Annotated in this window: 10 protein-coding genes; 5 read left to right on the top strand and 5 right to left on the bottom strand. The window is 42.1% G+C overall.

What is annotated here, in order from left to right; all coding sequences use genetic code 11:
- Positions 1–9: 9 nt before the first annotated feature.
- The 5 genes from J2746_RS11360 to J2746_RS11340 are packed head-to-tail and all read right to left on the bottom strand — an operon-like array spanning position 10 to position 3236.
- A complete protein-coding gene (locus J2746_RS11360; RefSeq protein ID WP_209620804.1) occupies positions 10–786 on the bottom strand; it encodes a DUF7289 family protein in 777 nt (258 codons plus the stop codon).
- Between the two features lie 18 nt (positions 787–804).
- Positions 805–1281: a DUF7266 family protein gene (locus J2746_RS11355; RefSeq protein ID WP_209620801.1), complete on the bottom strand. Its 477-nt coding sequence runs from the start codon at positions 1279–1281 to the stop codon at positions 805–807.
- Entirely contained in the window at positions 1278–2150 is an 873-nt protein-coding gene (locus J2746_RS11350; RefSeq protein ID WP_209620798.1) for an immunoglobulin domain-containing protein, read from the bottom strand. The genes J2746_RS11355 and J2746_RS11350 overlap by 4 nt, the downstream gene beginning before the upstream one ends.
- Before the next feature lie 5 nt (positions 2151–2155).
- The gene (locus J2746_RS11345) at positions 2156–2767 is read right to left on the bottom strand and encodes a DUF7288 family protein (protein ID WP_245250120.1); all 612 of its coding nucleotides are present in this window, start codon (positions 2765–2767) and stop codon (positions 2156–2158) included.
- A 1-nt stretch (position 2768) separates the two neighbouring features.
- Positions 2769–3236: a DUF7287 family protein gene (locus J2746_RS11340; protein WP_209620796.1), complete on the bottom strand. Its 468-nt coding sequence runs from the start codon at positions 3234–3236 to the stop codon at positions 2769–2771.
- A 142-nt stretch (positions 3237–3378) separates the two neighbouring features.
- On the opposite strand from J2746_RS11340, the gene J2746_RS11335 reads away from it, so the two are divergent.
- The 5 genes from J2746_RS11335 to J2746_RS11315 all read left to right on the top strand — a co-directional run bounded on the left by J2746_RS11335 (position 3379) and on the right by J2746_RS11315 (position 12900).
- Complete coding sequence (locus J2746_RS11335; RefSeq protein ID WP_209620793.1) at positions 3379–4824, top strand: metallophosphoesterase family protein; 1446 nt, start codon at positions 3379–3381, stop codon at positions 4822–4824.
- On the top strand, positions 4824–7484 hold the full coding sequence (locus J2746_RS11330; RefSeq protein ID WP_209620790.1) for an AAA family ATPase: 2661 nt from the start codon (positions 4824–4826) through the stop codon (positions 7482–7484). The genes J2746_RS11335 and J2746_RS11330 overlap by 1 nt, the downstream gene beginning before the upstream one ends.
- A gap of 171 nt (positions 7485–7655) precedes the next feature.
- Positions 7656–8507, top strand: a complete 852-nt coding sequence (locus J2746_RS11325; protein WP_209620788.1) for a magnesium transporter CorA family protein — start codon at positions 7656–7658, stop codon at positions 8505–8507.
- 26 nt (positions 8508–8533) lie between these two features.
- Positions 8534–12058 (top strand): chromosome segregation protein SMC, encoded by a 3525-nt coding sequence (gene smc / locus J2746_RS11320; RefSeq protein WP_209620786.1) that lies wholly within the window; start codon positions 8534–8536, stop codon positions 12056–12058.
- Positions 12055–12900, top strand: coding sequence for a segregation/condensation protein A (locus J2746_RS11315; RefSeq protein WP_245250119.1), 846 nt, complete (start codon positions 12055–12057; stop codon positions 12898–12900). The genes smc and J2746_RS11315 overlap by 4 nt, the downstream gene beginning before the upstream one ends.

Here is a 12900-nt window from a genome sequence, read left to right as displayed (position 1 = left end):
GTATTGTTTTTATTCAACGGTCACGCTCATGGGTGAAACTGTTATGAACACATCTATGTTAGGGTTGTAATTCTTCTCTGCATGGATGGTATTTGTTGTGGTATTTACATCTGTGACTGTCATTTCAAGCGAGTCATCAAAGTACTTCTCCCATGCTTCGTAGTATTCACTGGACATGGTAATTTCAACTTTTGATACGTTGGTATAGGTTTCAACTGCAAGTTGTCCACCATCAGCTATCACACGAATAAGTCCTGAACCTGAAGTCCCTTTTGAACCTGTTATCGTTGCCATTGGTATTACCAGGGAATGGTTGTCATATGCAAAGGCTGGTTTTGATATCATCAACGCTTTTCCTTGAGGATATTTTACCCATGCACCGGTATTCTCGTAGGCAACTGATGTGTCCTCATATTGGTTTTCGATCATGCGCAGCTGTCTTTCATATGATGTGGTTTCAAGGAACGAAGAAGATTCATTCCAGTGTTCCATACTTATATTCATATAACTGCTTCCGGTTACGTAGGTCGTTCCACCATACATCTTCAGTTCCACTGACTGGGAAGGTGCTTTACCGAATACTATTTTGTTCACGTTAGGGGTGAGTACTGAAAAGCTCTGCCTTATGTTTTCCATATGTCCCGTCTCTTTCATGTGCTGGACCATAGGGTATCCTGCAAGAGCTATCACTGCTATTGCAAGGAGCATAACTCCCAGAGTTATACTGAAATCCACAACTTCCGAGACAGCATCTTCTGTCTGGAACAGGCTTTTCTCTTTTTTCATCTGTAAATTCCCGGTTTTTCAGTAGATATTTATGATATTTGTTTCAGGTTCGTATGCAATTACAAAATTGCCTTTTATGCTCTGTACTGTGGTTGAGACTACCAGGGTATTTTCTGCAAAATAGGGAACTTTCACCTGAGTTCTCTCTCTTTCATCTGAAATGAAAACTATGTCCCTGGTGCTGTTGACTATCTCTATGGAATAAGGTTTGCCTGCAATTTTTGAAGGCAGAGAAAAATCGTATCTTATCTCTTCAAGATTTGATCCTGAATCTTCCATTGAACCTACCATGGTGTCAATTGTTGCTATCCTGACAGCAATGTCATTTCCGTGTATCTCAAATTCATCATGCATAACTGTCTGTTCGGCATTATCCATCAGGGAATAGAAAGAACTGAGGACAATTACTATCATGATCACACTTATTGAAAATGTCAGTATGAATCCAACTGAAATGGATACAGCATCCTCATTATCAATGAGTTTCCTGATCATCCTATGTTCCTCCCTGGCAGGGATATCGGAGTATTTCGAACAATTCTCATTTCGCCGGATGTCATTTCTACGGAAGGATTGACAATCCAGTATCTAGCAAAAACATAAGGGTCTCCTGATGTCTGGGTTCCTGAAAAGCTGCAATAACCAACTGCATTGCTTCCGTTAAGGATATTGATAGAATAATCGCCACCATCGGTATGGCTGTTGAAATAGAAGTTTTCAGGCGTTGAAAAGTCGATCCTGTCCCCTGTAATATTAATATGACTTGAAGCGGTGTAAGTACCGATTACTGATGACTGGTCAGAGACAGTGATGTTTATGTTCCCGCTGGAATTGTATAAATCAAGTGACCACAGTAGTCCTGATCTGTTAGTTATTGCTATTGTCAGACTGTTCGTGCTGTTTCCCAGGCGTGAAACATCTGGTATTTCCACTGCAAATCCGCTGGTTGTGTTGATATTTTTTATAACTGTCCAGTCGTCTCTCCCGCCAGCCAGACCATTCCGGGTAAAGTATGCCTCATTTAGTGTATTGTTTTCTATATTGTAGGTAAATCCGGACATGGCAAAATTCTTCTCTGCCATTTCAGAATATGATCCAATGTAATTTTCAAAATCTGTGTTGTTGAAACTTCCGTTAAGGGTTGCATATCTGTATGCATCTTCATATGCTTCAGTTGTTATCTGGGCCGCATTTGCAATTTCGTAGCGCGATGTATCAATACTTGCTTCAGAGGCAATATTGCTGGCATAGATCACATTGTTCAGCATGATCGTCAGCACGACTATACCTACGCCTACAGCGAATCCTGCAATCAGGAGCAGTTGTGCTTTATCATCTGAATTAATCTTTTTGGTCTGTATCAATGTGATCACATTCTCCAGAGTGTCATTTTTACATTGACTATATTGTAAAATCCGGTGCTGTTATCGATATCAGGAATAGCTGTGTTTGTCGCAAAGGATGACACATTTGCCACTTCATAGTCAGAAAGGATAACTTTTTTTGAAACTATTACTGCATTGTCCGAGGGGTCTCCATTGTATATGTAAGATCTTGATATTGATACTCCATCTTCATTTATCCATGCGAAATGAACATTATGTGCAATTCCTCTTGGTGTCGTAATGAAATTAAACATATCAACAAGAGAACTGTTTGTAAGAGTGGAATTCACTGAGGATCGCGATTCATATGCTGTCCCGTTCCATACATATTCGAGTCCGTTCCAGTTCAAAACGTCACTTTTCAGGGCAGAGGTGTGTCCGTAAGGTGCATATGAAAGAGCATTCAGCATGTCCTGTCCCATGGTCTGCATCTGGGCTTCGATGTGTGCGTTTGCAGTTGATGATGTAAGTGGTGTCAGGGAAGTTGCTTCAACGGCAAATACGATCACTCCTACCATTATCAGTGCAGCCATAACAGCCTCAAGTGTATGCATCTGCGCATCTCTGTCAGACATCAGGGAGTTTTTCCTGAACATTTTACCACACCCTGAAAGACATTATTGCTGTCTCTGTTTCTCCGTTGTCATCATTTCTGATGAGAACTATGCGTTTTGTCTGGCCTACGTTTACTCCCCGGGGAATCACTTTTCCTCCCGTATTGATCGTAGATGTCTGGTTCTCAAGTGTAACATTGAAATCATATCTAAGATATGAACCGGTCAGTCCCAGATAGTCAATGTATGAATCGTAATTAGTGTCCAGTTCTGTGAAGAAATCATCAGTTTTGTCTTTATTAAGCATGTTTGGGACGGTTTCGTCACCTTCACTAAGTATTTTCTCAACAAGTGCGGTGGATGTCCTGTCAGCTATAAGGGTTATTTCATCAGAATTTGAGTGAAATGGAGTAAATATTCCGGAAGTGTAATTGAATATAAAGATGACAGCGAACAGGAAAATAATAATTCCTATCAGATAATCTATAGTGATCTGTCCGTTGTTATCCATAAATGTTCCCTATCAACCCTGTGCGTTTGTTACACAAAGCATCTAAATTATAGAATCTAATATTATATAATATTAATATATTCCTATTCTAAATAAATCCATCCCAAACAATTAAACTAAATGAAGCATATCATCATTTCTAATGGATGAGATAAGGATAATCCATACAGGGGATACGCATATTGGATACCGGCAATATCATAGTGATGTGCGCCGGAAGGATTTTCTGAATGCTTTTTCTGCTGTGGTGGATGATGCTATTGATATGGGTGTGGATGCTTTAATACATTCAGGAGACCTGTTCGACTCACGCAATCCTACACTGGATGATATTCTTGATGCAATGGAACTCTTTTCAAGGCTTAAAAATGCAGAAATTCCGTTGCTTGCCATAGTAGGGAATCATGAGAGCAAACAGAATACCCAGTGGCTTGATCTGTACGGCAGCCTTGGTCTTGTGACAAGGCTCAGTAATGAGCCTTACAGACTTGGAGATGTTGCCATATATGGAATAGATAGTGTGGCAAAGACAAAGATACCATTATTCGATTATTCAATATTTGACGGCAAAGAAACTGGTGCCAGTTACAACCTGCTTGTGATGCACCAGCTTGTCAAGCCTTTCTCATTTGGTGACTGGGACATTAAGGAAGTCATCGAATCAATTCCATTTGACATACATGCGGTGCTTCTTGGAGATAATCACAAGTATGAAATTACAAAAGTGAATGACACGTGGGTAACCTATGCCGGAAGTACCGAAAGGAACAGTACATCTGAACGTGAGCCCCGGTCATATAATATAGTCACTGTAAAAGAAAGCGGCATAGATATCAGCAAAAGAATAATTCCAACACGTGATTTCCTGTTCATCCCTGCAAATGTGAGTGAGGGTCCCAAGGCCATTGAAGATGTTTTTAACGCTATAATGGAACACGACATTCATGACAAGGTCGTGTTCGTTGAACTTACAGGTGATGTGAAGGCGAGGCTTGATTTCAGTGAGATCGAAAAGTTCCTACTGTCAAGAGGAGCTCTGGTTCCGGGAATAAAGGATCTGCGTTCAGGAGTTGATACTCTCAATGATCCTACTTTGAAAGTGGTATTTTCAGATCCTGATGATGTTGTAAAAGAAGAGATTAAAAAAATGAATCTCACTTCCGGCGGTCTGCTGCTCGATGATATGATACGGGATTCCCGGATTGCCAAGACCAGAATGGGCGATGAAGCGGAACAGAAACTAGGGGAGCTTCTGGAGAAAATGGACTTTACACGCCCTGTTCCAGTTTCTATATCAGTTGAGGGGTCAAGTCCTGATTATTCTCCTGAACCTGAAGTAGAGTCTATTGATGAAACCCCTGTTAATTATTCTGAAAATACTGTCGAGTCAGAAGTTGAGACCCCGGTTGTTGAAAAGGCTGAAACCGTTGAATCCGTAGAAACTGATGAAAAAGAACTTCCAGTAGAAGAAGCAGCCATTGATTCTGGTAAAAAAGTTGAATCTGCAGACTCGACTTCAAAAAAAGTAAAAAAGAAAAAGGAAGATGAACCGAAGCCACGACAGTACAACCTGGGTGATTACCTGTGATGTTAAAACGTCTTAAAGTGGAGAATATCAGGAGCTACAAAAAGCTTGATCTGTCTTTCAAAGACGGCGTGACAGTAGTTTCAGGTGTTAACGGAAGTGGCAAATCCAGTCTTCTGGAAGCATGTTTTACAGGACTTTTTGGAAGTAAGACTCTGGATAAGGAGTTCGTTCTTTCTGATATAATCACAAAAGGTGCTACAAAGGCATCCATACTTCTTGAATTCGAACAGAATGGTCATCAATATTCCGTGGAGCAGACATTCAGGAACGATCCTGAAAAAGGCAGGGCTTCCAATACTAAATCTGTTTTCAAAAGAGACGGGGAGATTATATTCGATCAGGCTACCCGCAGTTATGAGGCGGTTACATCTCTTCTTAATATGGATGAAGAAGCATACCGTAACTGTGTTTACATCCGGCAGGGTGAGATCGATGTCCTGATCAACTCCAAACCTAAAGACCGGCAGAAAATGATAGATGACCTGTTGCAACTTGGAAAACTGGAAGAATACAGGGAAAGGGCTTCCAGTGCAAGGGTTGGCGTAGGCAGGCATCAGAGAGATAATGAAAGGCGGATCAAAGAGCTTGGTTCAGAGATTAAGCTCTTGGAAGATTCGGATCCCAGCGCAAGACTGGCTTCCATGAGAACACGGTCCTTAAAGATAGATGAGGAAATTTCTTCATTGAATGAGAAAAGGGACCGTACTCGCAGTTTGATCGATGATATTAAAAAGAAATTGTCTGAACTGAGTGAACTCTCATCTAAAAAAGAGTCTGTGCAGCAACAGATAAAGGAACTCAAAGACCGTAAGTCCCGTTCATTTACTTCTATTGATTCTTTTTCAAAGGATATTCATTCACGCAGGGAATCCTTGGAACTGAAGAAAGCAAAGTTATCTGAGATCGAGTCAAAACTTACTGTGAATTCAAAGGATGTAGATTCTCTCGTATCTGTAAAAGATGATGAGGAACGCTCTATCCGTGATAGGCTTGCGGAAGTGAAAAGCAAAAGGGCCGTTGCAGAAAAAGATCTTCTTAATATGGCACAATCGGTCAGGGATAATGAAAAACAGGTCAAAGCTCTTGAAGATGGAATGAAGGATGTGGAAGCACTTATTGAGTCTGTTCATTCTGAAACTAAAAAGCACAAACTTCAGATTGCTGAGCTTGAGAACCGGCGTAAGGAAATAGTCTCCAGAGTCTCTTCCCTGAGATTCAGCCTTGAAAAGCTTGAAAATATCGATGATGTCCTTGATCTTGTGAATAACCAGCAGAAAATATTTCATGGTCAGGAAGCTGAGCTGAAGGTCAAAATATCTGAATTAAAGGTCCGTCTTGAGAAATCAAAAAAGCTGCTGGAAGCAGGAAAGTGTCCTACATGCGGTCAGGAGCTTAAAGGTTCATGTGTGGAGCAGTCCACGGTTGAGGATGACGAGGCATTGTCAAAGCTGGAAAGTGAACTTTCACATTTAAAAGGAAAACAGGCTGAAACTGATGCAAGGATTGAGAAAGTAAAATCTGCAAGAAAATTTAAGTTGGAGATTGATGATGTTCTTCGTGATATCGGCTTGGAGAAGGAAGCAATTGAGCGTGATGGGAAGAGAATTGAGGAATATAAGCTTCGTATAAAGGCTGATGAGAACAAGATTGTGGAACTGCGTAGTGCTAAGGAATCTCTGGAAAAAGCACTTGAAGAAACCAGGGCAGGAATTGAAAAGATAAAACAGGAAGAGGGATCTATTCAGAAGGAACATTCTGATGTTCTTGAAAAACTCGGTATACTAAGGGAAATGCAGAAGATAATTGGTGAATCCGAGAAGATTGAGTCTGAGATTAAGCAGATGGAGGAGAAGATAAAGAGCATTCAGGAGATGATATCTTTATTTGAGGCTCAGATAGGTGAAAAGAAAGAGTCGCTGGAAGATATTAATAAGAATATAGGGGAATTCAATAAGAAGGAACTTGAAACTCTGAGCCAGGACTATGGCGATGCCTTTGAGAATATCAATTCAAAGATCGATGAACTGAAGCTTGAAAAAGATGAAGTCATGAAGAAGGCCGGTATGGCTGAAAATGATCGTAAGCGACTTTCAGATATGAAAAAAGGTCTTGATGTGCTGCAAAATAAAGGTGATTACCTGCAGGCTGTATATTCGGATGCTGAAGACCTCGAAAGTATGTACATGCGCATTCGTGCCCAGTTGCGTTCGAGTAATATTCAGACACTTGATACGCTTATAAATGAGATATTCACATTCATGTACTCTAACAATGCGTATTCTCATGTGATGCTGGATGCTGATTACAACCTCACGGTCTTTGAGAAGGACGGCACTGCACTTGAACCTAAACTTCTCAGTGGAGGTGAGAGGGCGCTCTTTAATCTTGTACTTCGTTGTGCTATCTATCGCCTGCTGTCACTTGGAAATTCTACGCATGCAGGGGAAGGACTTCCTCCGCTGATTATGGATGAGCCGACGGTTTTCCTTGACCGTGGACATGTGCATCAGTTGATCAAGCTTGTTGATATGATGAGGGAAATTGGAGTGGCACAGATTCTCATAGTTTCACACGATGAGTCGCTTATTGATTCCGCAGATAATGTTTTTGCAGTTGAGAAAGATCCGGTTACGAATAATTCTGCTATTTTTGCCAGGTAACACTGCCAGATGAAACTGAATGTTGTGATGCAGACCAAATTAAATAATTATTTATTCCTTGAATTAAAATACAGGAGACGACCATAAGGTATATTATACTTTTATTCATATATTAACGTGGTATTTTCGCATAACAGCGATGAGGGACTGAATGGATTTGCGAGGCTTTTCATGAACACTGAAAACAGGGACTTTGTCATTGAACGCCTTGAGCGGCAGCTCAAGGATAAAGAAGCAGAATTAGATGATATCAAAACCAATCTCCGTGAGTCGATACTCCGTGAGATACGAAGCGACCTTAAGAACGATCTTGATTTTAACAACCGTATAGCTCAGCTTGAACGTAAGGTCCAGTCCATAAGCAGTAATCTTAACGGTATCATGGACGAGCTTCTTGACCAGAAATCTATGATAAGGTCGTTGAAAGAGTTGTCCGTTCCTAAAGATATTCCTGTTCCAGATGAAAAGAAAATTGATACAAAGGCTGTATCTGAAGTAGAGAAACCAGCTCCTGCGGAAGCTCCTGTAGAACTTTCAAGTCCCAGGGTTTACAGGCCTGAACCTAAACCTGTTGCTTCTTCTGCCAATGCCCCTCAACCTGTAAAAGATTCACCTTCGGTAAATCCACCTTTAAAACCCACAGTTCCTAAAGAATCCGCACAGCAGCCCTCCAAACCAAAACCCAGAGTTTCCATTCGTTCAGCAGAACCTGAGCATGTTTCCAGAGAAAATCAGAAGCCTTCAGCTTCCAATATGCGTTTCAATGTGAGGGAAGTCCCTTCTGTGAAGCAGCCTGAAGTTCCCGAGCCTGAACCAGATTCTGAATATATCATTGCAGAAACTGATGATGAACGCCAGCTGAGACTCAACAGGACATCACGTCAGGAAGTAGATTCATGCAATTATATCGTTGCTGAAGAAGACACACCGGGATCATGCAATGATGAGAGTTCTGATTATGAGATCGTTGAAGCGCGTGAGGACGAAGATGCTGTAATAATGACCTCCACAAGAAAAAAATAACCTTTTCATAAAAACAGAGGGTTCACGTGCATATCAAGGAACTTGAGTTTATAAACTTCAAATCCTTCGGGAAAAAGGTAAAGATACCTTTTTTTGATGGTTTCACTACCATATCAGGTCCGAATGGTAGTGGTAAATCTAACATAATAGATGGTATTCTCTTTGTACTGGGACTTTCCAGTTCAAGGACTCTGAGGGCTGAAAAACTTACTGATCTTATCTATAACGGCGAAGGTTCCAAAAAACCTGATTTTGCCCAGGTGACTATTCGTTTTGACAATGGTGACCGTGAAATGCCTTTTGATGCAGACGAGGTTTCAATCACAAGAAAGATCAGGGAAACCGATTCCGGATATTACAGTTATTTCTATTTCAACGGCAAGGCCGTAAGTCTTGGTGATGTTCATAATTACCTCGCAAAAGCCCGTGTAACTCCTGAAGGATACAACGTTGTGATGCAGGGAGACGTTACACGCATCATCAATATGACTCCCGGTGAAAGGCGAAAGATCATAGATGAGATTGCCGGAGTTGCAGAGTTTGACAATAAAAGAGACCGTGCGCTCAGCGAACTTGAGATAGTTCGTGAAAGAGTCGAAAGAGTCGACATCATCATTGAAGAAGTAGGTCAGCAGCTTGCTAAATTAAAGACCGAACGCGACCAGGCACTTAAGTACCAGTCTCTGAAAGAAGAGAAAATGAAGTTCGAAGGCTTCGTTTTGCTGGCAAAGCTTAAGGATGCCAAAGTTGAGCTCACAAACGTTGTAGGTGACATTGAGGCAAAAGAAGAAGTTCTTTCTAAGCTGGAAGTAGACCTTGATACTAAAAGACTTGCTGTGGATAAGCTTGAGCAGGAACTTGAGGAAATGACCCTTCACATCCAGAAGATGGGTGAGAATGAACAGATCCGGATCAAGAAGGAGATAGAAGGCATCCGTGGTGAAGTTTCCAGGTGTACGGACACAATAGAGATATCAGAAAAAGAGATGGAAGATGTTGAGTCCAGAAGAAGAAAGGCTTTTGTTGATATTGACGAGATCAAGGGCAAGCTTGAGGAACTGGATTCTAAGATATCTGAAGAAAAAATGCGAAAGGAAAGCATCCTTGCCGAAATGTCAGAGCGCAAGACAGAACGTATGCTCCTGCAAAGCAAGATCGCTGATGTGGATGCTAAATTCGCCCAGACCCGTGATGAGTTAAGTACTCTGAAATCCCGGCTTGAAGAAGTGAAGAATGAGAAAAATGAGCTCATGCGTCAGGAAGACCGTCTGCTTGATTCTCAGAGAAGAAAATCAGTTGAAGCAAGAGATATTGAGAGCGAGATAGCTGATGCAAAATCCAAGGCAGAGTCTTCGGGAAGCGACACAAAATCCGTAGAATATGATATTGATAAACTCAATGAGAAGATCGATGCTCTGACAAAGGACATGGATGACCTTGAGTTCACACGTTCCCAGTTAAAAGTTATTGTTAAGGAATTTGAAGACGAGCTTCGCAAGCATGAGAATGATTATGCAAGGATCGAAGTTCGAGTCAGAGCTGCAGAGGACCACAGCAGATATTCCAAAGCCGTAGACATGGTGATGAATGAGAAAAAACACCACGGTCTGCCGGGAATATATGGTACTATTGCAGAACTCGGTAGCGTTGATCAGAAGTATTCCAATGCTCTGGGAATTGCTGCCGGTGGACGTATGCAGGCAGTTGTTGTTGAAAACGATGAAGATGCATCAAGAGCTATCTCTTTCCTAAAACAAAGACGCGGAGGCAGAGCAACCTTCCTTCCTTTGAACAAAATGGAAGCCCGCAGGCCTTACAAGAATCTTTCTGACAGGGAAGGTGTCATCGGTTATGCGATCGACCTTATAGATTTTGATAGCAAATTCGAGGCTGCATTCTGGTATGTTTTCAGGGATACTCTTATTGTTGATACTCTCACCAATGCTCGTCGCCTGATGGGGGGCTTAAGAATGGTCACGCTTGAAGGTGAAGTTATTGAAAAGAGCGGTGCAATGGTGGGAGGTTCCCAACAGCAGAAATCCGGTCTTTCATTTGCAGCATCTGAAAAGGATAAGCTTGTTAAGATCGCTGAAAAGATTACTGAACTTGATTCCAAACGCAGCAATGCAATCAAGAAACTGGATCAGGTTGAAGGTCATATTGCACAGATCAACCGTGAGATCCACGAACACGACAAGGACATCTCCAAGAAGCAGATGCAGCTTGAAGAGATTGCAGGCAGAGGTGAGCGTCTGGATCAGCTTATTGAAGCAAAGAGTCAAGAACTTGAAGAGATAGAGGAAGGACGCAAGCAGCTAAGAGTTGAGATGGATTCCACTCTTACAAAGAAGCAGGAACAGGAAGAGCTTGTTGTTTCACTTGAAAAGGATATTGAAGTCCTGGAAGAGAAACTGGCAGGCTCAGAAGTACCTGAACTTAACAGACAGGCAGAGCAGCTTGATGAAGAGATCAGGCGTCTGGATGGTCGTGTGAGGGATATTGATTCCACTCTTAATGCTCTTAATCTTGACCGTGATTATGCATCTAATAAGATGGAGGAGAACAGGGTACTCATCAAATCCATGGATGAAAAGAAGAGCACTCACAAACAGCGTGTTTCCGACCTTAAGGATAAGATCACTGAACTTGAGGAATCACTCAAAGAAAAGCAGCAGCGTGAAATGGAGCTTGCCGATGAGCTAAAGGAGTTGCAGCAGGAACGTGCAGAACTTCATGATAAGCATCTTTCCATGAAGAAGGAGTTTGATAAATTCAAGGAAAGATTCGATGAGGGCAACAGGCAGATGCTGGCTCTTAAAGCAACAAAGGAAGCCCTTGATGAACAGGTTGGTGATCTTGCTGAAGAGATCCAGAGGCGTGGAATCGAGGAAACAGAAGAGGTTCCCAATTATGAGACCGTGCGCACAAGAATTGGTTCTATTGAAAAGGCAATGGAAAGGCTTGAGCCTGTGAACATGCGCGCAATTGATGAGTATGACGAGGTTGAATCAAGACTTGATGAACTTGTGAGCAGGCGTGATACTCTCTCCACTGAAAGGGAGCAGATACTTGAGCGTATCGAACAATACGAGCAGCTCAAAAAAGACACTTTCATGGAAACCTATAATGGTATTAACGAACCATTCAAGGAAATATTCCATGAACTTTCCGATGGAATTGGAGAACTTGTTCTTGATAATTATGATGATCCTTTCGCAGGTGGTCTGACACTTAAGGCACAGCCAAAGGAAAAAACACTGCAGCGTCTTGAAGCTATGTCAGGAGGGGAAAAGAGTCTGACTGCGCTTTCATTTGTTTTCGCTATCCAGCAGTACAGGCCGGCACCTTTCTATGCATTTGATGAGATAGACATGTTCCTTGACGGAGCAAATGCCGGAAGGGTCGCCCAGCGTGTGAAAAAGGCAGTTAAGAATGCACAGTTCATTGTTGTGTCCCTGAGAAAACCAATGATCGAAGCTGCAGAACGCACGATTGGTGTTGCAATGCAGGAAAATAATATTACAAGTATTACGGGTGTGAAATTACGTTGAACGAAATAGCAGAGGATATGGAAATGGTTCAGGCAGTCGATATTGCCCCGATAGCTGATGTTTCGTTACCTTGCACCATTGACCAGGAGTTTGTTGATACTCTGAGGGGTCTGGGTGTGGATGAATCCCTTCTGGAATTCCCGGAAGATGTTCTCAGTGAACCTGTTGAGATCCTTATGAACCTTGCAAAGGATGGCGCTATCAATCCCTGGGATATTGATATTGTCAATGTTACTGACATGTTCCTTGAGCGTATCGAGGTCATGCAGATGCTTGACCTGCGTTTATCCGGCAGAACCCTTCTTTATGCAGCAATCCTCTTGCGCATGAAGTCGACAGGGATCGTTCAGGAAGAAGAGGATGATGAAGATTTTGATATGTTTGACGATGAACTGGACTTCTATGAAGTTGATGAATATCCGGTTCCAAAGCTTCCGATAAGGCGCAGGGCCACCCGTCCCGTAACGCTTCAGGAGCTTATCGTTGAGCTGCGGAAAGCTGAGAAAGTGGAAACCCGCAGGAAAGACCGCAGCGTTCACCGTAAGCTTGAGCAAAAGGCAGCAGCTACCACTGATGAAGTTCTTGGGATTGCTCATGAAGAAGATATTCTCGGGCGTGTCAGGGATATGGGTGAAAGGCTGAAAAAGTCCTTTGAGGATAGTGAATGTGTCGTGCTTTCCGATCTGATGACCGATGACAGGTCTGAGAACATTATGACCTATGTTTCATTGTTATTCCTTGCAACCGAAAAGAAAATCTGGCTTGCGCAGAAGGAACTTTTCGGTGAATTATATGTATATCCATGCGACGAGGCGTGCGATATTGTAACTGAGGCTGTTTAA

Source organism: Methanolobus bombayensis (assembly GCF_017873415.1).
GTDB classification, from domain to species: Archaea; Halobacteriota; Methanosarcinia; order Methanosarcinales; family Methanosarcinaceae; genus Methanolobus; species Methanolobus bombayensis.
Note: the sequence above shows the minus strand (reverse complement) of the source record. Positions and strands in the feature narration are given on the sequence as shown.

Coding starts and splice junctions, on each gene's coding strand:
- J2746_RS11335 (WP_209620793.1), top strand. CDS start 3,379: ATGGATGAGATAAGGATAATCCATACAGGGGATACGCATATTGGATAC.
- J2746_RS11355 (WP_209620801.1), bottom strand. CDS start 1,281: ATGATCAGGAAACTCATTGATAATGAGGATGCTGTATCCATTTCAGTT.
- J2746_RS11325 (WP_209620788.1), top strand. CDS start 7,656: ATGAACACTGAAAACAGGGACTTTGTCATTGAACGCCTTGAGCGGCAG.
- J2746_RS11340 (WP_209620796.1), bottom strand. CDS start 3,236: ATGGATAACAACGGACAGATCACTATAGATTATCTGATAGGAATTATT.
- J2746_RS11360 (WP_209620804.1), bottom strand. CDS start 786: ATGAAAAAAGAGAAAAGCCTGTTCCAGACAGAAGATGCTGTCTCGGAA.
- J2746_RS11330 (WP_209620790.1), top strand. CDS start 4,824: ATGTTAAAACGTCTTAAAGTGGAGAATATCAGGAGCTACAAAAAGCTT.
- J2746_RS11345 (WP_245250120.1), bottom strand. CDS start 2,767: ATGTTCAGGAAAAACTCCCTGATGTCTGACAGAGATGCGCAGATGCAT.